Annotated in this window: 22 protein-coding genes; 6 read left to right on the plus strand and 16 right to left on the minus strand. The window is 63.1% G+C overall.

Annotated features, from left to right (window positions below; genetic code table 11):
* Positions 1-745 (plus strand): 2-iminoacetate synthase ThiH (locus IT350_13820; protein ID MCC6159121.1); only part of this gene is annotated, 745 nt, incomplete at its 5' end.
* The gene (gene thiE / locus IT350_13825; GenBank protein MCC6159122.1) at positions 742-1,434 is read left to right on the plus strand and encodes a thiamine phosphate synthase; all 693 of its coding nucleotides are present in this window, start codon (positions 742-744) and stop codon (positions 1,432-1,434) included. The genes IT350_13820 and thiE, both read left to right, overlap by 4 nt.
* On the opposite strand, the gene IT350_13830 is transcribed toward thiE, so the two are convergent.
* The 4 genes from IT350_13830 to IT350_13845 form a co-directional block, all read right to left on the minus strand.
* Positions 1,413-2,666: a hypothetical protein gene (locus IT350_13830; protein ID MCC6159123.1), complete on the minus strand. Its 1,254-nt coding sequence runs from the start codon at positions 2,664-2,666 to the stop codon at positions 1,413-1,415. The two genes, thiE and IT350_13830, sit on opposite strands and share 22 nt — an antisense overlap.
* A gap of 60 nt (positions 2,667-2,726) precedes the next feature.
* Positions 2,727-3,608, minus strand: a complete 882-nt coding sequence (locus IT350_13835; GenBank protein ID MCC6159124.1) for a UbiA prenyltransferase family protein — start codon at positions 3,606-3,608, stop codon at positions 2,727-2,729.
* Complete coding sequence (locus IT350_13840; protein ID MCC6159125.1) at positions 3,605-5,566, minus strand: glycosyltransferase family 39 protein; 1,962 nt, start codon at positions 5,564-5,566, stop codon at positions 3,605-3,607. Before IT350_13840 ends, IT350_13835 begins: the two co-directional genes overlap by 4 nt.
* Before the next feature lie 118 nt (positions 5,567-5,684).
* Complete coding sequence (locus IT350_13845) at positions 5,685-7,649, minus strand: TonB-dependent receptor (GenBank protein MCC6159126.1); 1,965 nt, start codon at positions 7,647-7,649, stop codon at positions 5,685-5,687.
* A 140-nt stretch (positions 7,650-7,789) separates the two neighbouring features.
* Here IT350_13845 and IT350_13850 point away from each other — a divergent pair, with 140 nt between their 5' ends.
* Positions 7,790-9,205 (plus strand): sugar transferase, encoded by a 1,416-nt coding sequence (locus tag IT350_13850; GenBank protein ID MCC6159127.1) that lies wholly within the window; start codon positions 7,790-7,792, stop codon positions 9,203-9,205.
* Position 9,206: 1 nt separating this feature from the next.
* Here IT350_13850 and IT350_13855 read toward each other — a convergent pair whose 3' ends face one another.
* The 7 genes from IT350_13855 to IT350_13885 form a co-directional block, all read right to left on the minus strand.
* The gene (locus IT350_13855) at positions 9,207-10,550 is read right to left on the minus strand and encodes a hypothetical protein (GenBank protein MCC6159128.1); all 1,344 of its coding nucleotides are present in this window, start codon (positions 10,548-10,550) and stop codon (positions 9,207-9,209) included.
* A gap of 98 nt (positions 10,551-10,648) precedes the next feature.
* A complete protein-coding gene (locus IT350_13860) occupies positions 10,649-11,647 on the minus strand; it encodes a hypothetical protein (protein MCC6159129.1) in 999 nt (332 codons plus the stop codon).
* A 41-nt stretch (positions 11,648-11,688) separates the two neighbouring features.
* Complete coding sequence (locus tag IT350_13865; protein MCC6159130.1) at positions 11,689-13,197, minus strand: tetratricopeptide repeat protein; 1,509 nt, start codon at positions 13,195-13,197, stop codon at positions 11,689-11,691.
* A 65-nt stretch (positions 13,198-13,262) separates the two neighbouring features.
* Complete coding sequence (gene trxA / locus IT350_13870; protein MCC6159131.1) at positions 13,263-13,586, minus strand: thioredoxin; 324 nt, start codon at positions 13,584-13,586, stop codon at positions 13,263-13,265.
* 151 nt (positions 13,587-13,737) lie between these two features.
* Positions 13,738-15,108 (minus strand): tRNA (N(6)-L-threonylcarbamoyladenosine(37)-C(2))-methylthiotransferase MtaB, encoded by a 1,371-nt coding sequence (mtaB, locus tag IT350_13875; GenBank protein MCC6159132.1) that lies wholly within the window; start codon positions 15,106-15,108, stop codon positions 13,738-13,740.
* Entirely contained in the window at positions 15,105-16,163 is a 1,059-nt protein-coding gene (mnmA, locus tag IT350_13880) for a tRNA 2-thiouridine(34) synthase MnmA (protein ID MCC6159133.1), read from the minus strand. The genes mtaB and mnmA overlap by 4 nt, the downstream gene beginning before the upstream one ends.
* A gap of 29 nt (positions 16,164-16,192) precedes the next feature.
* Positions 16,193-18,106 (minus strand): PAS domain S-box protein, encoded by a 1,914-nt coding sequence (locus IT350_13885; GenBank protein ID MCC6159134.1) that lies wholly within the window; start codon positions 18,104-18,106, stop codon positions 16,193-16,195.
* Between the two features lie 199 nt (positions 18,107-18,305).
* On the opposite strand from IT350_13885, the gene IT350_13890 reads away from it, so the two are divergent.
* Positions 18,306-19,400 (plus strand): FAD-binding oxidoreductase, encoded by a 1,095-nt coding sequence (locus IT350_13890; GenBank protein MCC6159135.1) that lies wholly within the window; start codon positions 18,306-18,308, stop codon positions 19,398-19,400.
* 38 nt (positions 19,401-19,438) lie between these two features.
* The gene (locus tag IT350_13895; GenBank protein MCC6159136.1) at positions 19,439-20,149 is read left to right on the plus strand and encodes a hypothetical protein; all 711 of its coding nucleotides are present in this window, start codon (positions 19,439-19,441) and stop codon (positions 20,147-20,149) included.
* Positions 20,150-20,153: 4 nt separating this feature from the next.
* On the opposite strand, the gene IT350_13900 is transcribed toward IT350_13895, so the two are convergent.
* From IT350_13900 to IT350_13915, 4 genes are all read right to left on the minus strand, one after another.
* On the minus strand, positions 20,154-20,687 hold the full coding sequence (locus IT350_13900) for a CoA-binding protein (protein MCC6159137.1): 534 nt from the start codon (positions 20,685-20,687) through the stop codon (positions 20,154-20,156).
* On the minus strand, positions 20,648-21,949 hold the full coding sequence (locus tag IT350_13905) for an O-acetylhomoserine aminocarboxypropyltransferase/cysteine synthase (protein ID MCC6159138.1): 1,302 nt from the start codon (positions 21,947-21,949) through the stop codon (positions 20,648-20,650). The genes IT350_13900 and IT350_13905 overlap by 40 nt, the downstream gene beginning before the upstream one ends.
* A 13-nt stretch (positions 21,950-21,962) precedes the next feature.
* Complete coding sequence (locus tag IT350_13910; protein ID MCC6159139.1) at positions 21,963-22,439, minus strand: cupin domain-containing protein; 477 nt, start codon at positions 22,437-22,439, stop codon at positions 21,963-21,965.
* 85 nt (positions 22,440-22,524) lie between these two features.
* The gene (locus IT350_13915; protein ID MCC6159140.1) at positions 22,525-23,139 is read right to left on the minus strand and encodes a threonylcarbamoyl-AMP synthase; all 615 of its coding nucleotides are present in this window, start codon (positions 23,137-23,139) and stop codon (positions 22,525-22,527) included.
* Between the two features lie 142 nt (positions 23,140-23,281).
* Between IT350_13915 and IT350_13920 the strand changes: the two genes are divergently transcribed.
* Positions 23,282-24,685, plus strand: a complete 1,404-nt coding sequence (locus tag IT350_13920; protein ID MCC6159141.1) for a hypothetical protein — start codon at positions 23,282-23,284, stop codon at positions 24,683-24,685.
* Here the strand turns inward: IT350_13920 and IT350_13925 are convergent.
* Positions 24,682-25,506 (minus strand): class I SAM-dependent methyltransferase, encoded by an 825-nt coding sequence (locus IT350_13925; protein ID MCC6159142.1) that lies wholly within the window; start codon positions 25,504-25,506, stop codon positions 24,682-24,684. The genes IT350_13920 and IT350_13925 overlap by 4 nt on opposite strands.
* Between the last annotated feature and the right edge of the window lie 51 nt (positions 25,507-25,557).

A 25,557-nucleotide genomic window follows, 5' to 3' on the forward strand; every position in this document is an offset into this window, starting at 1 on the left:
CGTGACGGGGGAGTACAAGGGACGATACAGCGCCGACGATATCGAGCGCGTCGTCGCCGCGCTGAAGGGGCGATTCGCCTCGATCTCCGTCGAGGTCTTTCCCATGTCGCAGGGCCGTTATCGCTCGCTGGAACGCGCGGGCGTCGACGGGCTGACGCTCTATCAGGAGACCTATCACCCCGGCGTGTACGCGCGGCTGCATCCGAAGGGCCCGAAGAGCCGCTACGACGAACGACTGCACGCGATCGAGCGCGGCGGCGAAGCGGGATTTCGCTCACTGGGCGTCGGCGCGCTGCTCGGACTCGCCGATTGGCGCGCCGAGGCGGTACTGCTCGCATGGCACGCGCGGCATTTGACCAAACGTTATTGGCGCTCGCGCGTCGCCGTGAGTTTTCCGCGCGTGAACCCCGCGAAAAACGGGTTTTCTCCGGAGCATCCGGTGAGCGACGCCGACCTCGTGCAGATGGTCTTCGCGATGAGGTTGCTGCTTCCCGACGCCGAACTCGTGCTTTCCACGCGGGAAAGTGCCCGGCTGCGTGACCATCTCGTGGGTCTCGGCATCACGCGCATGAGTGCCGGCAGCCGCACCAATCCCGGAGGTTACGTGACGAATGACGCGTCGGGCCGCCAGTTCGAGGTGAGCGACGAGCGCTCACCCGGCGAGGTTGCCGAGGCCATCATCGCGCGTGGTTTCGAACCGGTCTGGAAAGATTTCGACTCCGCCTTTCTCCAACACAATCCATGACACACGATTCCCCCAAACGTGCCGGCCGCGAAGCGCTTCTGCGCGAGGTCGACCTCTATCTCGTGACCGGAGAGGAGTTTTCCGCCGGCCGGTCCACGCCGGCCGTGGTCGACGCCGCCCTCGAGGCGGGCGTCCGGATGATCCAGCTTCGCGAAAAGCGCATGACCAAACGCGAACTGACGAAGCTCGGCGAGATGTGTCGCGCAAAGACCGCGGCGGCGGGCTGCCTGCTGATCGTCAACGATCACCTCGATGTCGCGCTGGCCATCGATGCGGATGGTGTCCACCTGGGCCACTCGGATTTGCCGGTGGAGGCCGCCCGGCGCATTGCGCCCGATTTCATTCTGGGCGCGAGCAGTCACCACGTCGACCAGGCCGTTGAGGCCGAGCGCATGGGTGCGTCGTACGTGAACATCGGCCCGATTTTTCCGACGAAGACGAAGTCCTCGAAGGTCGCGCTCGGTCCGCGCGCGGTGGCCGACGTCGTGGCCGGCGTGTCGATTCCCGTCACCTGCATGGGCGGTATCAAGCTGGACAACGTGGACGAGGTGCTGATTGCCGGCGCCCGGATCGTTTCGGTCGTTACGGCGGTCACGGCGGCGACGGATATCCGCACGGCGGTTCGGGAACTGCGCGACAAGATCCTCGCGGCGCGCGAAAACGCGGGTCAGACGGGCAGGTCGAGGTAGTTCCGCGCGTTTTGCAGCAACACGGCCGGGATCAACTGCGTGTGGCCGCGCCGACTCACCGGTTCCGCCGCGACGTAAACGGGCATCGAACGCAGGGCGTCCTGAAGCTGCTGCCGAACGACCTCGCGGATTTTCCGGCAACGCGCTTCGCCGAGCTGCATCATGTCGCGCAGCAACAGGTTGATATAAAGCGGGATCTCGATGTTCGAGTGAACGGAATTTGCCGCCTGCGCCGATTTCGCGGGATCGGGGTGCGTGGTTTCGACAAGCAGTTCGGATGCCGTAAACGCGATTCCCCATGCGAGCAGGTTGGTCACGTTCGATTCCGAGACGGATCCGAGCCGTAAACCTTCGAACATCAATTCGGCGAGCGTGAGACGGTCGAGTTCGCCGATTTCACTGCCCTTCGTTTGTTGTTCGCGCAAAAATGCGTACGCCGTGCGGAGCGGGTCGCGACCGGGCCGCCAAGCCGGGGTGTCGATCGACGCCAACGCGCACAGACGGTGCATGAGTTCATAGATCTTCGCCGCGAGAATGAGTTCGAGCGCGGCGGGAACGCGGCAACTCAGAGCGGCGAGCATGCCGACCAGCCCGCCGGGAACCGCGTCGAGCAGCTCCTTTTCGGTCTGGATGAAGTGGCGGTGATCCATCCCCATTTCGTAGGTCTTCACGTGCACGGCGATCAGGCGCGGAAAAAGCTCCGGTCGATTGCCGAACTTCGTCCAGCCCGTGAGCGTGAGGATATCGTCGTAACGCAGTTCGTGAAGCCAATCCTCGAGGGCGAATGTCGACACGCGACCGGAGATGGCCTGATAAAACAGGTCCTTGAGCGTCGGCGATATGACGGGACCCGCGCCGCCGCGAGCCTTGTAAAATTCCATGACGTTCGTGGGCAAATGCACCTTGCCCTGGTTGAAAAATTCGATGGACTCCACGCAGAGCGCGGACGTCGTGCCGAGGTAGATCTCGAAAAATCCGCCGTATCCGTGCTCCACCCGTTTTTCGTTGTGCTGAAAATAAAACGGATGTTCGACCCAGGTGAAGAAAAAACGGTCGAACACAAAGACCGTGGGCCGTTCCTCGTGCGAGAAGCCCATGAGGTCGCGTTCGCCGCTGACCGGGCAATGAAACCGGCGCGGTTTGACGCGCAGCGCGTGCTCGGACAGGGCTTTGTTAATCGGCGGTCGATGGACCGCACCCACACGTTCACGACTGAGCGATCTGAAACCCATCCTCAACTCGATTATTCGGACGAAACCGCCCGCGACTCAAGCACCCGACGGGGATCGGGGCTATCCGATGCGAATCGAGAGCAATTGTGTCGTCAGTGTGACGATTCCGGCCGCGACATACAATGCGCGATAGACGACCTGATAGGAGCGGCGATAGACCTCGCCGGAACGCGGGCGCAGGGAAACGTGGGCGACCACGTGGAGTGGGAAGATGGCGACAAAGGGCCAGGAAAGCGACCAGTCGATCAGGCCGCGCGAAGACACGACGACGAGATAAATCGCAAAGACGCCAAATACCGCCAAGGCGACATTCAGCATGCGGCGCGGCCCGAAGACGACCGCATTCGTGCGAAGACCGATGGATTTGTCCGCGTCGTGATCCTTGACCTCGTGATTCAGATGCCCGGCGGCGAACACGCCCGCAAAGAACAGCGCGAGGGCCACGGCCGGCGCGTCGATGTCGCGAACCACAACCCAGCCGAGTAGAAACTGCAAGATACCGCCGGTGAAATGAATGACGCTGCCCCAGACCGGCCGGCCTTTGGCCAAGACGTCCGGGTGCGAATAGAGCGTCCAAACCGCGAAAATCGACAGCGCGATGGGGAAGCACTTCGGCAGCCAGGTCAGATACAGGAAAAACGACACCGCGAGGCCGACGAAGGCGACGACGAGAAGCTGCGTCGCGGTGATGTCGCCGGTGAGGACCGGGTGATGACCAAGACGGACGTTGGCGCGATCCGTCTCGATCCCACCCCAGGAGTTGAGTGCGTAAACGTAGATGACGAGGCCGTACGTGGACGGCAGGAATTTCAGGATGTCCACAAATTCGACGCACGTCACCCGGGTCAGGGCGAAGAACGTGCCGATGAGCGGAAACCCGACCATCAGCGTCGATTCGAGCGCGCGAATCGCCTTCAGAAATACGACGACGCGCTTGATCATCGCGAATCCGGGTAGTTCCGCACCACGTAGGTTTCCGCGTAGTCGTCGAGCGCCACGATGCGCGGGTCGCCTTCGGGCGTCCACCACAGGACATGGCCTGTTTGCCCCGGGAAGTTTCGAGCGAGGAACTCCCGGTTGCGCTCGGGGCCGTAGTTGATGACGAAGTGCAGCCGATCGCCGAGCAAAGGGTGCGTGTCTTTCCGACCGGCCACCCAGGAGTCCTGAAAGTCGCCCTTGAGGTAGTAGTCGGTGAAGACGACGCCCTCGTCGATGCCGCGGTCCGCGAGCAATTCATAGGGTTCGTTCACGCGCTCGGACACACGCATCAGCGCGCGCAGGAAAGTCTGCGTGGTGGAGAGGAGCGCGAGCAATGTGCAGACCGCGACGAACGCCGTCGCATACGAACGGCCTTCATCGTTGCCGTAACGCTCGGCGAGCCAGTCGGACGCCGCAAGGACGCCTCGCGCACCGAGAAGAGAAAGCGGCAGGAGCAGTTCGTAATACAGGACGGGACCCGTGTCGGAAACGCCGGGCCAGAAATAGAAAAAGAATACCGCGAAGTTGAGGACGATCGGGCCCGCGAGCCACAGGTCGATCCACCGGAAGCGGCGCGAGGCGAACAGGGCGATGACGGGCAGGAATCCGATCGGCCAGCCGAGCAGCCAGATGTTGAGACGCAGGAAGTTGTTGAGGAGATTTTCGAACCCCAACGTGGGTGTGTGAACGATGTTCCACGCACCCTTGTCGAATCCGAACGGCGAGTCGTACGGCAGCTTGCCCAGCCAGACCGCGTGGTAGTTCGTCAAAAACGGCGATCCGTTCGCGAGCCAGTTGAGGAGCAGGTAGGACCCCAGCACCACGCCCATGACCGCGCCGACCACGGCGACCCGCTTCCACGTTTTGGCGATCACCCATTCCACGCGACCCCGAACTTCGCCACCGGCTTGGTCCTTTCGGCGAATCCGCACGACGTGCGACCCCGCCAGCACCAGCGCGGTCGGTAACGCGAGCACCAGCACCGTCGCGCTGCGCACGTGGAATGCGAGACCGAAGAATAGAGCGGCCAGCACCGCGTCGCGTGTGCGCTGGGCGCGGATCGCACGCACCGTGAAGTACGCGAACCACGTCAGAAAAAGCAGCGTGGAAGGGTGCGACAGAATCGTCGCCGACATCGTCAGGAACATCGGCGAGACGACGGTCATGAAGACGGCGAGCAGGGCCGTACGCAGGTCGTAGAGCTCGCGGCCCAGTTTGAAAACACCGAGCAGCGTGAACAGCGCGGCGATCAGCGTCATGATGCGTGAATATCCGACCAGCGTCCCCGGCAGCAGGAAGAAACTGTGACCGAAGGGGTACTGTCCGTAGATGCGCCCGTTGTTCACGAGAAAAATATTGTCGTCGAACATCCGGTCGTCGCCGGGTAGGGACGGCAGAGCGAGTCGTCCGCCGGCAAAAATGCGCGCCTGAAACTCGTAGACATTTTCGTCATCGGTGATGGGCGTATTGCCGAGGACGAACGCGCCGATCAGCGTGATCGAAACCCCAGCGAAAGCGACGAGCCCGATCAGCACCCGCCGAACGGCGGATTCGTCGCGCGACCACGTCCGCAGTCGCCTCAAAAGGCGCGCACCGAGCGTGCCGGCGAGTCCCAGCGTCAGGAACACGGCCGCGGGGCACATGAGCAGCGTCGTCGCCATGAAAAGCTGCTCGTTTTGCGACAGCGAAAAGACCGCGTTCACGCCATTTTCGTCGGGGCCGTATTCGCGCATGTTCGCAAAATCGCCGGCGAAGCGATTGACGAAAAAGAATCCGCCGACCAGGACGAGCCCCCAAACGACGAGCGACACGACACCGAATCCGCGGCTGCCGACCTCGTAGTGCTCGGCCAGCGTGAACGGGTCGGCTTGCGCCTGACGGTTCGCGGGTGTGATTTCGACGACGGTTCGCATATCCGGCAACTGCGGCCTCAACGCCATGTGCATCACGCGATCACACGGGGAAAATCGCGCGTAAGCTAGGAAATGGCCCGGGGAAAGTCAACGCGAAAATCCGTCGCAGGAACCGCCAACTCGCGGCTCAGTACATCAGCCGGATTCCGCCGTGGACGAACCGGCCGGCCATGGGCTGATGTCGTTCCAACTCATAATAAACGTCCGTGGCGTTCTGACCGGCGATCCAAAGTTCAAGGTTGTCACGGTAGTTGTACGAGATCCGCGCGTGCAACAGAGAATAGAAGGGAAGGGGGTCGACGTCGCCCAGCACGCTGTCCGCCCGGTCCGACACGTAGCTCCACCCGATCGCCGCTCCGAGTCCCATCTCGAGCCGATATGAGACGAGCAGATCGGCGTCGCTCGTGGGAGAAAACAGCGGATCGACCGAATCTTCGAGGCCGGGAAGATCCGGTTCGTATTTCGACGCTGCGAACGTGTAGGCCGCCCGGGCGTACAGGCGCTCGATGGGCCTCGCAAAAATTGCGGCGGTCGCCCCGCCCGTCGTGATCGTTCCGCCGTTTTCGAGCGCACCGAACTCGAACGCGAGATCGTCGTACGACGCGCGAACGACCTCGGTCGTTTCGCTTCCGAAGATCGCCAGCGAGCCGCCAACCTTCGTCGATCCGCCGTAACGGGAGCCGATTTCGACCTGCGTCGTTTGTTCCGGTTCGAGTTCGAGGTTGCCGTTCACCTCGTCGAACTGCTCGACCAGCGTCGGGAATCGCCCCTTGAGCGCCCCGCTTGCGTAAATGTCCACGCCCGCAAACGGTCCGACGACAATGGAACCGCGCGGACCGACGAGCGAGAGGGTGTCGGGCGATTCGTCCGACGCCTCGAAGTCCGCACGCGCGGACTCGTACGCCACCCCCGCGCTGATCGCCACTTTTTCGTGTGGCCGAACATCGTCTTCGATCGCGGCCATCAGTTGCTCGCGTCCGAATTCGTCGCGATCGAACCCCTGACGCCACTGTTCGGCGTCATCTGTGCGCCACTCGCCGCTCAAGCGCACCCGCGACCACGGCCCGAAGTCGAGCGTCGGCGCGAGCCGCACACCGAAACGAAGGTCGCGGTCGTGAAACTCGCGGAATTCCGTTTGCGCGTCGCGGTCCGCGAAACGGTCCAGTCGCTCGGCGTCCTCGCTGACGTAGGCAAGTCCGCGCAGTTCGAAGACGCGGGCGGGCTTCGTGAGGATGTGCATGCGCCCCGTCACGCGGCGGCGGTGGCCGATCCGATCGGTTTCGTTCGTCGCGCGCGTCAGGTCGATCGGGATTCCGGCTTCGTCCTGTTCATAAGAACCGCCGGCGAAGATCGAGAATACGTCCGTCACGATGGCGCCCGCGCGTCCGTAAAAGTTGTCGCGGCGAAAGTCGGAGTTTTCGCGTTCGCCGCCGTCTTCGTCGGGAATTTCGTCGAAACTCGCCGGGAGAAGAAAACTCCCGGCCTCGTCGTGCGAGGCCGCCCCGTAATAGTTGAACGCCCCCGCCGTGTCGCCGAGCCACAACGAGTACAGCATCGCGCGGCCCGTCCCGCCCGCGGTTTCGAACCGCGTGGAGAACCGGTCACGCACCTGCCTCGTCAGAATTTCGACGACACCCGCGTCGGCTGACGCACCGTAGCGCGCGGAGACGGGACCCATGCTCACGCGAATCAGCGCGATGTGGGCGAGGGGAACCCTCGCGAGATCGGTTGTCCCGAACCGGGCGTGGTCGATGGGGACGCCGTCCACGAAGACGCGAAGCGCGCGGGGATCGCGGCCACGCAATCGGATCTCGCGCTCAAGTCGTCCGTCGCGCGTGTCGCCGACGTTGACGAACCCGCCGACCAGCAAGTCCAGCGCCTCGGCGACATCCCGCGCTCCGAGCGCTTCCAGATCGTCCGGGCCGTACTCCGTGACGCTCGCGCCCCGATCGGCGGTCACGTCGCCGAGGGGATCCAGGAGGCGCGCTGCGCCGAAATCGCCAAGGGTGGCGTCGTCAAAAAGCGGGGACTGTGCAAAGGCGTTCGGGACGGCGACGAGCAGTGCGAACGCGGCGAAAATCCAGCGAAACATTCGACCCTCGTTTGAGTGCGGCCACTATAGGGAAGGGCGATTCGACAGGCAAGAAACCCGGGAAGGACGCGACATTCGTTGCCTATCGAACAGCTTGATCCTAGAATTGCACGATCGCACGGAGCGGTCGGAGACGAGACTTGTATCGCGAGCGGACCTCCACGTTGACCGTGGTCTCGATCGTACTGGACGTGCTGCTGGCCGGCGCCGCGTTTTTTGTCGCCTACCACGTCAAGATCCGGCTGCCCGGCGATCTGGCGAGTCTCGGCCGGATTTCCGAGTACGGCTGGCTACTGCTCATCTATCTTGTCGCGCTGCTCGCCTCGAATTACCTGCATGGCTTCTACACGTTCGGGCGCACACTGACGAATGGCGAGATCCTGACGCTCACGGCGAGATCTACGACCATCGTGATGCTGTGCATCATGGTCGTGCTCTTCGCGTTCAAGATCCAGTCGATTTCTCGTCTGTTCGTCGTCATGTTCGGAGTCGTGCATTTCCTGCTCGCGATGCTCGCCAAATTGGGGATGAAAAACGTCACGGGGCGCATGCAGAGCCAGGGCTTCAACACCGTCAACGCGCTCATCATCGGGACGGGACCACTCGCAAGACGGATGATCGCCAGCATTTCCTCCCGCCCGGAACTCGGATACCGCCTCATTGGATGCGTGGACGTCGATCCGGCGCTCGTGGGAACGGACGTCGAAGGGATTCGCGTGATCGGCCTCGCGGGCGACCTGGAGAACATCCTGCTGCGCGAGCAGGTGGACGAGGTGTTCTTCGCGATGCCCGCCCACCTGATCGGCAACCTGCCGCGCATCATCTGGGCGTGCGAGGAGATCGGCATCCGCTTCTCGCTCATGGCCGACTTCCTGCAAACCTCGATCGCCAAGGCCGGAGTCCGGTACTTTCTCGACGTACCCCTCTTGACCTTTTCGACCACCCCCTCGCAGGTCGGCCAGCTCGTCATCAAGGCCGTTCTGGACCGTTTGCTCACGGCGATCGGGATCATTGTCCTCGCACCGGTCTTCGCCGCGATCGCCATCGCCATCAAGATCGACAGCCCGGGACCCGTGTTGTTTCGTCAGGTGCGCTCGGGTCTGAACGGCCGGCGATTCACGATGTACAAATTCCGGACGATGGTGGAGAACGCCGAACAGTTGCAGGAGGAACTGCGCCGCTTCAACGAAATGTCGGGTCCCGTTTTCAAAATGGCCCGCGATCCGCGCGTCACACGGGTTGGGCGTTGGCTGCGTCGCACGAGCATGGACGAATTGCCTCAGCTCGTGAATGTGCTGATGGGCGACATGAGCCTCGTAGGTCCGCGCCCGCCGATACCCGAGGAGGTCGAGCGCTACGAGCGGTGGCAGCGCCGACGGCTCTCGATGCGGCCCGGACTGACCTGCTACTGGCAGATCTCGGGGCGCAACGAGGTGAATTTCGCCGAGTGGATGGAGATGGACCTGTTATACATCGACAACTGGTCGCTCAAGCTCGACTTCGTGATCCTCGGCAAGACCATTCCCGCGGTGATTTCGGGCCGCGGCGCCCGCTGACTCACAGCGGCGGGTCGGGCAGGAACGAGTCGGCGATCTCCAGAATCGCGATCAGGGTCTGCTTGAATTCATCGTATCCCGGATCGACGTAGGTCTTTCCGAAATCGACGCGCGTGATGCCCAGATCGGGGATGAGCGGCGGAATGCCGAGGGCCCGAAGAATCGGGTTCAGGTCCGCGAGCGGAAACGGATTCGGCTCCGTCGGATCGACGTCCTTGATGGTGTAATCCCAAAAGGAATTTCGCAGGTCCTCGATCATCGTCCGAATGCCGTATGCCAGTTCCATCTGTTCGGCGGTCAGTTCGCCGACGCCGGGCACGATCAGCGGCTCGCCGAAATTCCACATGCCGTCGCCGCTCCAGTCGTTGAACGCGATCACATCGTCGCTCTGGTCGTCGGATTCGGCCTCGATCGCGGCCCACGCCGACAGAAAATCGTCGCAGCCGTCGCCGACGGACATTCCCGCCATGCGAAGCTCGTCCACATTCTCCGGCGGCATCGTGAGGAAATTGGGGTAGTTCGGGTCGTTCACCATATCGAGCAGCACGTTGACGATCGCGCCGAGAATGTCTTCCTGCGGCCACGGGCGATCGACCACGTCCATGATGACGAATGCGTAGGAGATGTCGACGTCGAGCGACACCGCCGTCAGGTGCCGGAAGAGCCCGGAAAAGACCCGCGCGAAACCCGACGCGCCGTTTAGTTCCGCGCGGTCGAACTCGGTCCGCAGGTCCGCTACGCGCTCGAAATGCAAGATCACGGGCATCGCGTCGATCATGTAGGTGGGGTCGTCATCCTGCTGCGCCATCTCCGCGTAGGTCACCAGCTCGTCGGAGCGATCGTAAAGCAGTCCGGTGAGCAGATCGTTCAGGATGTTGTCGAGCCAGTTGTCGGGGCCGTCCGCCTTGCCGACCGGGCCGCCGTACCCAAGAGAGTCGATGTAGTCGTACAGGATCGACACGATGTCGAAATGACGCAGTAGGTTGCCGAGCACCATGCCGTACTGGGCTTCGACCACGTCGGGGTCGATGTCGAGTGCCGCGCCGAAGTCCACGCGCGCCTTGTCGCCCTCACCGATCTTCAGCCAGTCCCGACCCGAATCGAGTAATTCCTGAACGCTGGGATCGATCGTGTCGTCATCGCCGGTGTCGTCGTCGGGTTGCGTGTCGTCATCGGCATCGTCGTCGGTGTCGTCGTCCGTCGCATCGTCGTCCGCGGTGTCGTCATCGTCGTCGGGAGCGGCGCTGTCGTCATCGTCGTCATCGTCCCCGCAACCGCATGCGGCCAGGCACGAGGCGAGAACCAGACATAAAGCGACGAAAAGCCATTGGGAGGGTGTCTTCATGTTTCGCCCCGTCGATGAACGCGCGAAGCATATCACGGCGGGAACCGCGTTCAAAGCCGACCGTCGGCCTGATCTTTCGTAATCCGGGGCAACCCCGCCTAGTGCCAATAATCGCGATCGAGGTAATCATCCAGGGCGTCGGGATCGTACTTCGTCCGTCGGCGTTTTGCGCGCTGGGCGCCCCGCCGTCCGTCGCGCAGGTCATCGAGTTCGTCTTCCAACTCCATCCGGCGCAATTTCCTGCGCGACCTGAAGTACGCGACGATGGCCACGACCACGAAGATGACCGTCGCGAGACCCCACGCGAGATCGGTGCTCGCGAGGAGATGCACCCAGGTATAGTTGCGCTCCAGAAAGTCCTGGAACTCCTGATCCAGATCCTCGAACCGGATACCCGTCGCGTCCTCGATCGCCGCGGCGGCCGGAGCGCCTTCGGCGAGGCGGTCGACGATGAGCGAGACCGATCCGCGCCGATACAGGTAATCGACAAACGCATGGCTTTGCAGGTAGGCGAGTTTCGCCCGCTCCTCCCCACGCGGCCAGGATGACATCAGACGGTGCAGCGGGATGGTGCGCCCCGAAATCGTCGCCACGGTCATCGTCCACGTCTTGGCGGTCGTCCACGGATCGCTCTGGAATTCGGCGATGCCCTCGTCGAGCCACACCGGGGCGCGATCTTCGCCAAGCGCCTTGCCGAGCACGATGTGCGACACCTCGTGTCGAAACGTGGAAAGGGGTTCGATGTTGCGGTCCTCGCGTAGCGCGGCGCGGGGGGATAGCAGCACGATCAGGTTCTCGCGCGCGAACGCCACGCCGACCGACCATTCCGGGATGCGTGTTCTCGGTTGCGACGTGGCGTAGGACTCGGTGTCCGGCGCGATGACGACGCGCGTGATCGCCTTGAAATCGTGTCCGATGAAAAACGTCACGTCTTTTCGAATCTGCTCCGCGTGTGCCGCCAGATATTCGGCCATCTTGCGGTCGGCGTCCGTGAACTCGAACCGAAAATGCTCGGTCTGAATCGAGTCGAAATCCGGTTCCCCGGCCTGAGCCGAGGCGCCGAATGGTTGGATTGCGAGGAGAATCAGAACCGTCATGGTTCGAATCGCCAAGTCGGGTTGCCGGATGAAAGCGTTCATCAGAAGGTGGCCGAAACGAAAAGGCTGGTGACGTTCTTTTCCCAGGAATAATCCCGGGACGAGACGTTGCGCGCGTGGCGGTAGCCGGCCGTCACCGAAAACACATCACCCAGCCACCAACGCAGTCCAACGTCGGCGGTGAAGCGACGATCGATTCGTTCGTCCGGATGGAAGACGTATGTGAGATACCGGACCTGGGCGTCTGCGAGCCCCTCCAGTTTGGCAAATATCGGCGTGACCAACGCCACGGCGCCGCCGCCGCCGCGATAGTCGTACGAATCGCTGTCCGCCTCGTTGTGTTCGTACGCGGCTTCGACACTCGCGCGACCGCGATTTTCGGCGAAGTACACGAGTTGAGCGACCGCGGGCGAAAGCCAGGTCGCGTCGCGCCCCGTGAAGTCGGGAAACGCTTTCCATTGCGTCGTCACACGTACGCGCGTCGCGGTCGCCGGGGTCTCGGCTAGCGTCGCTCCGACGTCGGCTTCGTGCGTGTTCTGAAACGTCTCGCCGCCGAGCGTGGCGTTTGAAAACGTGTACGTCAGATTTCCGTAGAGCGCCGGCGATCCGGAAAGAAGCCGCGACATCAGGTCGGCCCTCGCCGCGAGTCGCGTCAGATCGAACTCCCGCAGACGCGCGTCGTCGCGGTTCGCATGAACGCTCTGGTAGTACTCGCCGCCAAACCCGACATGTCCGGCGGGCGAGCGATAAGGATACACCGTCGCGCCGAGGTCGCCGAAAACGAACGCGCCTTCCCGATTCGGCGAGACGTCGACATCCGACTCGTAGATCACATTCGTGTCGTACGCGCCGCCCGCCGAAACCCGTGCGTCGTACCACTTCTCGTTTCGCGCGCGGCGACGCGCCTCCCGAGCCAGATCCGTAGCCGCCCGGCCGAGCGGCGTGTTCGGCGTGGACTTGGCGACGGCCTCCAGATGATCCGCCGCGTCGTCATATCGACCGAGTTCGTATTCGACGGCGCCCAGGTAAAAGAGGCTGGATGGAGCGCTCCGCGGCGAGGATTCGACGGCGACATCGAGAAAGAAGCGCGCGCGCTCGAAATCGCCGAGTCGGTAAAGGCTGGCGCCCTGATAATAGGGCAGAGTTTCGAACCGGCAGCCGGCGCTTTGAGCCGAGCCGAAAGCCACCGCGGCCTCGCGGTACTGACCGCGACGGTAGTGCGTGTAGCCGACGTAAAACAGCGCATCCGGGTCGGTCGGCGCATCGGCGAGGATGGTCGTCAGGGAGTCCAGCGCGCGCTCGTATCGACCCAGTTCGATCGCCGACTGGGCGTGGAGCAGCAGGACGACGGGATCGCGAGCGGCGACCTGACGAGCCCGTTCGAGGTGGGCATAAGCCGTCTCGAAATCGCCGGTCTCGAAACTGGCGACGCCCATCGCGACGTGGAAATCCCGGACGCTTTCGGGTTGGGATTCACTCTGAGCCAACGCGACCGAAGCCGCCAAAACGCACAGCAAACACGCGAAAACCTTGATAAACGTGCGTTTCAACCGGTCTCCCGCGCGAAATGGACGAGGGCGCCGCGTCGAGGCGGCGCCCTCGAAAGTCCATCGGCCTAGAGGTGGGCCTGGACGAACTGCTCGAGTTGGGCCTTGGGACGCGCGCCCACAACCTGATCGGCCGGCTTGCCGTTCTTGAACAGGATGATCGTCGGAATGCCGCGAACTTTGTATTCCATGGCGACGCGCTGGTTCTCGTCGACGTTCAGCTTGCCGACCTTCATCTGACCGGCGAATTGCGTGGCCAGTTCCTCGACGATCGGGCCGACCATCTGACAGGGCCCGCACCACGGCGCCCAAAAATCGACGAGAACGGGAACATCGGACTGAAGAACTTCGGTGTCGAAGTTGGAGTCCGTAAAGTGAATCAAATCGGCCATGCGGGAAACTCCTCGAAAGGGGAACGTGAGTTCAGCGTCTTAAATCTACCACCGTCGCCGGCGCTTGTCACGGTCCGCGGGGTTCGCCTTCGGGGTTCGTCAGGGCGATCCGTCGTGCGGCGGATCCAATGTAACACCGAACGCGTCGAGGTCAAGCCCGAAGGATACCAAAAGGTATGTACGGTGAAATATCTCCGTCATTCCAAATAGTTGGATCGACTTCGCGATCGGCGATCAGGCGTCCGCCTTTCGACGTGTCCTCGACGGCCCGAACATGCGCGAGGCATTCCCGCCCGGACACGCATGGGCCGGACACGAGGACAGGCAGATAGTTCGCCGTCAGGCCCTCGAAGGTGTTCTCCCCGACGGGTTTAATAGCCAGAACGGGCAGCGTCCTGCCGATATGCCTCCCCAGAAACCGCCGCCACTTGTCTCGCCCCAACGCACGCAGTCGCTCGGAGCGCGCCCGAATCCGCGCGGTTTGACTTTTTTCGGTCAGTGTCGCGGCGTGCGTCCCCGGCCGCTCGGAATAGGGGAACACATGCAGGTGGTGGAGGGGGGTCCGTTCGACGAGATCCATCGAATTTTCGAACGCCGATTCGTCCTCGCCCGGAAAACCGACGATCACGTCGGAACCGATCAGGACGTCCGGGACCGACGCGACGATCGCCTCGATCTTCGCGCGGTAGTGGTCGCGGGAGTACGGGCGGCGCATGAGGCGAAGCACGTCGTCGTCGCCCGACTGTAATGGTACGTGCAGGTGCGGGCAGATCCGCGGATTCGACGCCATCAGGTCGATCAAATCATCGCGGATTTCCATCGGTTCGATGGAAGAAATTCGAATGCGCGGGATGTTCGTCCCGTTGAGCAGGGCCGTGAGAAGATCCGTTAGCCGTGCGCGCGGCGAAAAGTCGGCGCCGAAGCTGCCCAAGTGCACGCCCGTGAGGACGAGTTCGTGGTAGCCGCGCGCAGCGACCACCTTCGCATCTTCGACGATCTCCCGAATCGCCCGGCTTCGGCTTCGCCCGCGCACCGACGGGATCACGCAATACGCACAGTTTCGGTTGCAGCCGTCCTGCACCTTCACGAACGCCCGCGCGCGCGACGATGTATCAACCACGCCGCCGCCGAAGAACCCGTCGTGCCCGGTCTTGCGCGTCAATTCGTCACGCAGATTCAGGCGCGTGAGCACATCTTCCACCAAACGACCTTTTCCATCGTTGCCGAGCACGATATCCGCGCGATCCTGGCCGGACGTCTTGCCCGGAGACAGGCAGCCCGTCAGCACGAGCAACGCCCCGGCGTTCTCCTCGCGTGCCCGCGCGATGAGTTTTCGCGCGTCGCGATCCGCGCCCGCGGTGACGGTGCACGAGTTGACGACGATCACGTCGGCGTCGGCATTCTCGTCGGTCGGCACGAATCCGTACTCCGCGAAGTCGCGGACGATTGCCGAGGTGTCCACCTGGTTGACCTTGCAGCCGAGGGTGTGCGTCGTCACCCGATAGACGCGCTGCTCGCTCATGCCCGCTCCGCGAGGAATCCCTCGTCGATGTAACCGCCCCCAAGCACGACGTCGCCGTTGTATGCCACGGCGGCTTGGCCGGGTGAAACCGCGCGCACGGGTCGTTCGAACTCTACGCGTACGCCACCCGAAGTCGGATGGATTGTCGCCGCCGCTCCGGCGTGCTGGTGCCGAATCCTCACGGTTGCGCCGATGGGCGACGAGGGCGTTTCGCCGATCCAGTGAAAGCGGTCGCATCGAAGCGCACTGAAGTAGACCTCGTCGGCGGTTCCTACGGTCACGCGGGCGGTTGTCGCCTCGATCTTCAGCACGTAGTGAGGGTCGGGGCCGAGCGCGCCGAGTCCCTTGCGCTGGCCTACCGTGAAACGATGATACCCGTCGTGCTGGCCGACGACGCGTCCCGACCGATCGACGAGTTCGCCCGTCAGATTGACGCTGTCGCCCACGGCTTTCTCCACGACGGCCGCGTAATCCCCCCCGGGCACGAAGCAGATCTCCTGGCTGTCGGGTTTGTGCGATACCGGCAGATCGAGTTCCTCGGCGAGGGCGCGCACTTCGGCCTTGTCCAGTTCGCCGACGGGAAATTCGATATGCCCGAGCTGCTCCTCGTCGAGATTGAACAGGAAGTAGGTCTGATCCTTCGACGCGTCGCGTCCGCGCAGCAGACGAACGCGCGAACCGTCTCGGTGAACGCGGGCGTAATGGCCGGTCGCAAGGATCTCGCAGTCCAGCTCCGACGCGCGGGCCAGCATCGCGCGAAACTTCATTCGATCGTTGCACGCGATGCACGGGATCGGCGTGCGTCCGCGAAGGTACTCGTCCACGAAGGGCCGAATGACCGAATCCGCGAAGCGATCCTCATAGTTCAGCGTGTAGTGGGCGATCCCCAGTTTGTCCGCCACGCGCTTGGCGTCGTGAATATCGTCGGGCGCGCAGCAGGTTCCGCAGCGCGAAACGCCCGAGTAGTCGTACACGCGCATGGTCGCGCCGACGACCTCGTAGCCGCGCCGAAGCAGAAGGGCCACGGCAACGGAAGAATCGACGCCGCCGCTCATCGCGACGAGCGCTCTGGGCTTTCGTGCGGTCATGAATCCCGAGAATCGTCTGTGGCGACCGCCGGAAGCTCCATATCCGGCAGCACCATCAGCGTGTGAGGAGCGGGTTCGCTCACTTCGTCCCAACGCGCGCCGGGAATGGTCAACGTCACGCGGGCGCCTCCGAGCCGATCGGGGCGGATCTGCAGGCCCCCGCCGGCATTTTCCATCGCACAAAGGGCATCGCGGTACAAGTCCCAGTGGCGACGCCCGCCGATCGCGGGATTGCCCGCGACGCGACCGATTTCGACACCCTCATGCGGGATCTGCTCGCCCGTGTCCATGACCTGGATAATGTTCAGACCGCCGTTCATCTCGCCACGAACATAGATGTCGCCTGATCGTGTCGCCTCGACCGCCGCGAGGATGACGGCGGAGACCGCCGGCAGCACACGATCGTAGTTGTCGGCCACGCGAAACAATTCCGATTGCCGGAGGTGAAAAACGATGCGCCGACCGTAAATCTCCCGCAGAAGCGCGACGAGATCCTCGAGTCCTCCGGCGAGATCGACGAGCCCGTCGCGATTCGTCCGCCGAAATTCGAGGCGTTCGAGAAGATCAAGCACCTGGCCGACGCGGGACGCCCGGGGCTCCGCATTCGCTTCGGAGTCTGCCCGAAATTGCGCGTGCATCCAGTGGCGCGCATCGCGTTCCAGCCGCGCCAGCGCCAAATCGAGCGCCGCGCGAACCGCGTCGTCGCGAAGACGGCGGACTTCGCGCTCCGCTTCTTCCGGGTCGTGATGAGGGACCGACTCGACGTCGGGCGGCGATTCGGAAAGAACGAGTTGCACGACGCGGTCCGCCCCGTACTCGATGGCCGAAGCGGAGACGTTGACCCGCGTCCATGACTGTTGGCCGGTTCGGAGCCCGAGCCCCGACGCCTCCGCCGTACCGTAATGGATGGCGGCCTGCAGCAGTTCGATCGCCGCGCGGCCGGAATCCTTCTGAAAAACGTCCAGCAGGGACGCGGCGCGCACTTGGCCCTCGTCGATGCCGACCACCTCCGCGCCGCGCCGATTGATCTCGATCAGCGAACCGTCCTCCGTTCGAACGATCAGGATGGGGCTGGGCGAGTGCTCGAGCAGCGCGTGGAACTTCTCCTCGCTGCGTCGAAGGGCATCCTGAAGGGTCTTCTGCTTTGTGACGTCCTGCGCAACGAGACGCATGCCGACGATCTGGCCCGTCTCGGTAAGCGGCGTCAGAAAGACGTGCAGAATTCTCGTCTGTTCCCCGGCGCCGCGAACGCGCATTTCGAAAATTCGCGGCGTGCCGGCCAGAACCAGGCCGACCGACCTCGTGACGAGGGGTAGATCGTCTTCGTGAACGAAGCCCGCCAGCCCGCGGCTGATCAACTCCTCGCGCGGTTTGCCGAACAGCGTGGCGACCAGATCGTTGACGCGCGCGATGCGTCCGCCCGTGTCGAGCATCATGAAGATCAGGTCCGCGCCTTCAAAAAGTCCATCGACGAACCGATCGTTCTGACGCAGCTTCTCGTCGAAGAACCCGGCCGCGGAAAGGACGAGTTCCTCGACGGCCTGGCGGATTCGCTCGGTATCGTCCGAGGCCGGTCGCGGGCCGGGAACATCCTGCCAGACGATCTGAAAAGTCCGGTTGATGAGAAGGCACGACTTGACCAGATCGGGAACTCCGAACGACGCCAGGTCGCCGGAGTGGATCAGCGTCTTCTGATACTCGAAGACGCGGGTGTCGTTCGGGTTGTTCAGGTTTTCCGCGAGCAGTTGAAACAACCCGATCGCCCACGCCGCGATCTTGCGGAGCCGCGCCGTGCGGTTGCGCTCGTCCTCGATTTCATCGGGGAAGGCGTCGGCGAACAGACGCGCAAACGAACCCGCGAGTTCGGCGCGACGATCGTCGGTAAAACGCGCCAGCGCGGTTTTCGCCACGGTTCCCCCGAGTTGGTCGAATCGGCTTCATTCTACCGATTGCGCCCGTCCGCGCCAACGCGGGGAAAAGGTCGTCGGGTTCGGGCGGAAACCCGTGTCGCCGTGCGTCGTTGGCGTTGACAGGTCGCGACCGGCGCGGGAAGAATGCCGCGATTTCATGATCCGGACGCCGCGCGATCTCGGCGTGTGGGGGATGAGGATGTCCGATGTGATGAATCCGGCGGTGGATGGAGAGTTGGCGGCGACGGCGAACGAATCGACAAAAACCTGTTGGCGTTCGCTGATGACCAAGCGTTCGGTCTTCATTGAAATCTGGGACAATCTGCCGATCTGGTTCTTTTACCTCGAAGCCATTGGGCTGCTGCATTTCCTCGTCGCCAACGTTCCGCGGGCCGAGTTCGACCGAATCGGCATTCCTGTCTGCTCGTTCGCGCTGACGACCGTCTTTCCGCTCTTCTGGGTCGTCGCGTATTACATCGAACGCGTCCGGAACTCGAAGCGTCTCGCGCCCTTCGGACCGAGTAAATATGTCGTACCTGCCGTCATTGCGACGATCCCCGTCGTCGTCTACGCCTGGTATGCGGCGCTGCCGTTTTTCCGGTTTGAACTGCGGATGAGTTCGCTGGTTCGATTCTTCGAGCTGATGCAACTGTTCTGGATCGGCGCGTTCATCGTTCATGTCGGCGTGAAAAAACGCGCCGCCGGTCTCGTCACGTTTTTCGTCGTTTGCTGGGTGTACGGAACGATCCTTGAGAACGGCGGCATCGTTATGGGGTACTTCTTCGAGCCGGGGTATCGATTCTACCTCGGTCGCCTCCCCGCGCCCTTTGCCACGATGATGGGTTGGTGTCTCGCGTTCTACGCGTGCATCTGGATTGCGGAGTTCTGGCGCGAGCGCTTTCCGGCGCTGAAGGGGAGCGTCATCGGCAGCGCGCTTCTCATAACGACACTCGCCATTTCACTCGACCTCCAGCTCGACCCGCTCGCCAGTCTCTCGGGCGTCTTCTGGCGGTGGAACGAGCACCTGCCGCCCTGGTTCTTATCGGTGCCATTCGTCAACTACGTCGCTTGGTTCTGCGCGTTCCTGCCGTTCGCATACGCGTACTTCCTCATCCTGAACCGGACGGATTTGAACGCGTCCATGAAGAACTGGAATCTCCTGAAGCTTGTGCCCAACGTGTGCGTGATCGCGGCCCTCATGTTTTTCGGAATCATGGCGGTGGCCGAGGGCGGTTTCTCCGGCCCGACGTACGTGATCCTGGGCGAATTCATCGAAAAAATTCTCCCGTACTGACCGTTTCGCGGCGCTTGCGGGCGCGGGAGAGCGTTCGTATGCTTCGTCACGTTCGCAATTCGGTGAGACGCATGGCGGGCACGCACCGACAAATTCAAATCGTGCTTCTCACGCTCGCGAGTCTTTCGTGTGCGTTCGCGCTCACCGCGTGCGCGGGTCAGTATTTTCGTCACAACCTCGAAAGCGAGGGATTCGATTTTCCGATCGACGGGTTTCGGATCTTCACCCGATACGACATCATCTCGGACGCCACGATCACCGGTTACGCCACGCAGATGGACAATTACGGCCTGCGGACGCTGTTTCTTTCGCGGCGAGAAGGGAAGGGCGCTGCCGCCCCGGCAGTGCATACCGTGATCATCGGATCGGACGAAAGCCTCGGCCGCGGAAACACCTTCATCGTTGCCGACGACGGCGACTGCCTGAAGGGACAAATCGCGACCGAATCGGCGCGGTTCGGCCCGTGGAAGGCGTTTCACAGCCGCACGGGAAAACTCGCGACATCGAGAAGCGGCGGCGACGAGGGCGGCGTGCGTCTGCTCGGCTATGGGGTCGCGATGCTCTTCGAGGAGAGCTTCGCGTTCGAGGTCCCGACGGCGGATCTCGCCGCGATCGCGATGAGCGGGAGCGTCGCCGGGCGCGTGTGCACGTTGGAATTCACGTGGGATGAGGAAATGCTGGACGGGTTGCGTCGGTATCTGGAGATCACGAACGGGGCGCCCAGGTTCATGAGTCCGCCGGAAAACTGAAGGTCTATCGCCGGGCTTTTCGGGCGCTGACAATCTCGGTATTCATTCCCGCCCAATGCAAACTGCCGCCGAATCGACCGTGTTCCATCTTCACACACTTGTCGATCACGACGGCGAGACCTGCCGCGAGGGCGCGATCGGCGGCCGCGAAGTCGATGATGCGAAGCTGCATCCACACGGCACGCGCGCCCACCGCGATCGCCTGATCGACGATGCCGGCCACTTCCACCGTGGGACGGAAGATATCCACGATGTCGATCTTCGCCGGCACCGCGCGAAGGTCCGGATAGACGGTTTCGCCGAGAATCTCGCCGCCGCGCGGATTGACGGGGATGATCCGATATCCCTCGGACCGGAGATACGACGCGACGAAAAAGCTGGCCTTCTGGCGATCGGCCGAAAGTCCGACAACGGCGATCGTTCGAGACCGCTCGATGAGATTGCGGATGACGTTGGGATCCTGATACCGAGCCCGCTGCGCTTCATCGAGGGACGTGTTCAGCTCGAAGTGGCCGACAACGCCTGATCCAGATCCCATATCAGGTCCTCCACGGTTTCGAGGCCGACGGACAGCCGCACCGTCTTCGCGCCGACGCCGCATGCGCGCAGCTCGTCGTCCGAAAGCTGCTGGTGCGTGGTGGACGCGGGATGAATGACCAGGCTTCGTGCGTCGCCGACGTTTGCGAGGTGGGAAAAGAGATTCAGCGACTCGATGAACTTGCGCCCGGTCTCCCGCGCATCGCTCTCGGGTCCCTTCAGGTCGAAGGTGAAGACCGCGCCTGGACCGCGCGGCAGATATTTTTGCGCGAGGGCGTGATCGGGATGATCCGGCAGTCCCGCGTAATGCACGCGCTCGACCGACGGGTGATCGACAAGAAACCGCGCGACGGCGAGGGCGCTCGCCACATGCCGCTCCATGCGCACCGAAAGCGTTTCGAGTCCCTGCAGTAGCAGAAACGAATTCATCGGCGAGATGCACGCGCCGGTGTCGCGCACGGTTTCGGCGCGGACCTTCATCAGAAACGCGTAATGGCCGAACGTGTCCCAGAAACGCAGTCCGTGATACGAGGGCGACGGCTCGGTCAGCGTCTCGAACGGACCGTAATCGAACCGACCGGAATCGAGCACCACGCCGCCGATGCTGCTGCCGTGGCCGCCGATGAACTTGGTCGCCGAGTGCACGACGATCGCCGCGCCGAAATCCATGGGACGGCACAGCCACGGCGTGGCGAAGGTGTTGTCCACGATGAGCGGGATGCCGTGGGATGCCGCCAAGGCCGCGAGCGCTTCGATGTCGAGGATGCTGCCGCGCGGGTTGCCGATCGTCTCGCCGAAGAGCGCCCGCGTGCGCGGCGTGATGGCGCGTTCCCAGTTCTCGACTTCGGTGGGATCGACGAAGTGAACCGTCACCGAAAGCTTCTTGAAGGTGTGCGCGAACTGCGTGACCGTTCCGCCGTAGAGATGCGCCGAGGCGACGACCTCGTCGCCCGGCGACAGCAGCGTCATGAAGGTCGCGAACTGCGCGGCCATGCCGCTGGCCACCGCCACCGCACCGGTCGCATTTTCGAGCGACGCCATCCGTTCTTCGAAAACGGCGGTGGTGGGATTGCTGATGCGCGTGTAGATGTTGCCGTACTGCTTCAGCTCGAAAAGCTGCGCGGCATGCTGCGTGCTGTCGAAGACGTACGAAGTGGTCTGGTAGATCGGCGTTGCGCGCGCGCCGACCACGGCGTCGGGGATGTGCCCGGCGTGCACCATGCGCGTCTCGAAGCCGAATGCGCGTCCCTTTTCCTCCGTCATGGGTTCACCGCGATCAAAGGCGGATGAATTCCGCGACGCGGGGGTTCGCGCGCAGTTCGGCGAGCGACGCCTCATCGGGCAGAAGCGGGCGGTCGCGATCAATGTGGACCACACAAAGGAATCCCAGCGGCGCCCCCGCCGTGGCGCGGAACTGATGCCAGGTCATGGCGGGAATGCGCACCACGTCGTGCAGCCCGACGTCGAGTACGCGGTCGCCGGCGAGCGCCTGTCCGACGCCGCGGATCATCATGACGACATGCAGGTGCTCATGTCGTTCCAGCGTCGAATGCCCGCCGTCGGCGATCTCGAAATAGCGCCATTGCACCGGCAGCGCCGGATCGCCGGGATACAGGATCTGCCGGGTGATATTCCGGAAGTGATTGCCGGTTTCCTTGTAGGCCAGCACCGGAACCGATTCCCAGCGGAAGTCGTCGTGGGCGCGAACGATGATCGGATCCGTCGCCCCGGCCTCGGTCTGCTCGGTCGCCATGTCGCGCTCCATTTGGTACTGCCGAACGCAATAACGGATTTCGGGCGGAATCGAAAGAGGGGTCGTAACCGATTGAGCCGTTCGGTCAGACCTCGAAAACGCCCTTGCCCTGTCGCACGAGCGTGGTCCGGTCGTTGACGAAGCTGACGATGGTGGACGGCTCGGGGTGGATGTAGCCGGCGTCGATGATGATGTCGACGTAGCCCCCAAGCGCGTGAAGGATCTCTTCGGGGTCCGCGAGGAGTTCGCCGGCGTGCACGTATGCGCTCGTGGAGAGGAGCGGTTCCCCGAGCGCTTCGATGACGGCGCGGCAGATCGCGTCATCGGGGACGCGGATGCCGATCTCCTTGCGCGGGGTCTGCGTGATGCGTGGCGCGTTTTTCTTCGCTTCGAGGATCATCGTGAATGGCCCGGGTAGCAGGCGCTTCATCGTGCGATAGGCATCGTCGCCGACCTTGGCGTATTCGGCGATGTTGGACAGGTCCCGGCACAGGAACGACAGCGGTCGTTTGAGCGATTTCTTTTTGAGTTGGTACATCAGCTCGACGCAGCGTTTGTTGCTCATGCGCGTGCCGATCGCGTAGGTCGTGTCCGTCGGATGCACGATCAGTCCGTCCGCGCGAAGGCACTCCACCACCTGGGCGATCAACCGCGGCTGCGGGTGTTCGGGATGAATCGCGATGACGACGGCTTTTCCCACGGTGGACCCCGGGAGCACGAAAAAACCGCGACAGGAATAGGCGGCACGCACGGCGGTGTCAAGCCGAAACGCCGTGAATCGCCTTGACCGGGAGGGACGCCGCGCGGATGATGCGCCGACTTTCTGCATTCCGGGACAAGTCTTGGCGAAAAAACTCGCGTTGCTGGCGCTGCTGTTTCTCCTCGTGCGTGCGGGGACGATCGCGCTCTATTCGCACCATCGAACCTACTACTACTACGGCCAAGTGGCGGGGCAGTTCGCCATCGCCGAGGCGAAGTGGGACGATCGAGATTTCTCGTTCGACCGAACGCGTGAACGCGCGGCCGAGGACCTCGCAGCCCGCGAACGGCGCTTCGTTCCTGTGTCGGAATGGGGAACACTTCCGAAGGGCGAGTACGAAACGTTTCCCGCCGTCGACTTGCCCGGATACGGCTATCTCATCGCCTGGACGAGCCGGCTTCTCGGCGGCGAATTGACGTCGCGGTGGGCCTTCGCAGCGCAACTGCTGGCAGAGTGCGCGGGCGTGCTGCTGTTCGTCTGGTCGCTGGCGCGCCTGATTTCGCCGCGCGTCGGCCTCTTGGCCGGGCTCGGATACGGGCTCGCGTATCCCATGATCTGGCCGCAGGCGAGCCAGCCCATGCGCGACGTATTCTTCATCCCGATCCTCGCCCTCGTCGTTTTCGCCCTGACGATATTCAAGTCGGCATCGCGGCACGAAAAGATTTTCGTCCCCGTTGCGATCGCCATCGCGTCACTTCTCCTCTGGGTGCGACCCAGCGCGTACTTCGTCTTTTTCTTCGTCGTCCCGCTCGCCGTGCTGACCCCCGGTCGTTCTCTCCGCGCACGGGCGGTTCTTGCCGCGTGCCTCGTGGGGGTTCCGATCGCGCTCTACACGATTCCCGTGCGCGCATTCAACGAGCGCCACTATGGCACGAGCGACCTTCACTTTCTCGGGCGCGGGCTCTGGGAGGGCATGGGGATCATCCCGGACAATCCTTACGGTTTCGCCCTCGACGACCGCGTGCTTGTCGAGTGGGTGCGTTCGAGGGGTGTCGATGCGCCTTACGGCAGCGTCGAGATGAACAGGGTGCTTTCGGAGTACGTCTTCGAAGTGCTCCGAAAGGACCCCGCGTACTATTTGAAAACGCTGGCCGCGCGCGCGGTCGTCTTTGCGAAGACGCCGCTCGATTTCGTCCCGCCGCGCCCCGTTCCGATGCGCGATAAGCAGGCGATCTCGGTGTTCGCCTACGCATGGGCCGATCCCGTTGGCTACTTCTACAATCTGCTGAGCATTTATGCGTTCGCGTTTCTGTGGATCGGCGCGCCGGCGACAGTCTTCTGGCTGCTGCGCGAACGCTCTCGCTGGTGGGAGATTCTCGTCCTCAACGTTCCGCTGATCTACACGTTCTGCGCGTTCTTTCCGCTCAACCACGAGCCGCGCTATATGGCCGCCGCCGCATGGTGCGTGCTTGCGGCGTTTGCACGCGGGGCGGACGCACTCGCACAGAGATGGCGCGGAGTTTCTACGTCACCCATCGCTGTCTAACGCGCGACGGCGAGAATGCTGCCGCCGAAAGGCAGGGATGATGCGCGCTCGATTCGCCGAAGTTCGAATCCGCGCAAGGCGTCCAGTATCCGTTTCACGAGGCCGCCCGGCGGTCGGTGCTGAGCGGAGGTTCGTGTGACGGCCTCGTCTTTGAGCAACCCAAGCCGCCACGGCAGCGCGCGCGCCAGCAGGATCGGAACCGGCAGGAAGCTGAAGAAGTACGTGGAGTCCGCGACGGCGAATCCCGCCGATTCGAGCTGGGCACGCAGGGAAGCTCGGGTGTAGCGCCGATGATGCCGCGCGATCTCGTCCTCGTATGACCAGAGCGAGTTGTAAGCGGGAACGGTGAGGACAAGGCGGCCGCCCGGGTGAAGAATCCGGCGAATGCCGCGAAGAAACGGCACAGGCTCGGCGATGTGCTCGAGCACATCGAATAGCCCGACATTCGGCGCGGCGCCGTCGACGAATCCCGCGTCATCGAACGTGGAGCACACACGGTGGGCGATGTCGCGTGTTGCCGCGTGGTGCATGGCGGAAGGGCTGGGCTCGACCAGCACCGTCTCAAATCCCTCGCGCTGCAATCCGAGGCTGACGAACCCATTTCCGCCGCCGATGTCGAAAACGACGCGCTCGCGCAAATGCCGCCGGCACATCGCCGCGACGCACGCGTTGCGGTGCGCGAACCAGAAAGAGGTGTCCTCGATCTCGAAACACACGTCGCTGCCGAACGACGGATAATCGACGTCGGAGCGGTTCTTCGAGACCCAGATGCCGTCGGGGCGCTGTTCGAGACGGGATGCGATGGCGGACAAATCGATCATGCGGTCTTGCCGGTTTCGGATTTTCCACGATAGTGTCTGGTCGCCGGGAAG

Source organism: Deltaproteobacteria bacterium (assembly GCA_020845895.1).
In the GTDB taxonomy this organism is placed as follows: Bacteria; Lernaellota; Lernaellaia; order JACKCT01; family JACKCT01; genus JADLEX01.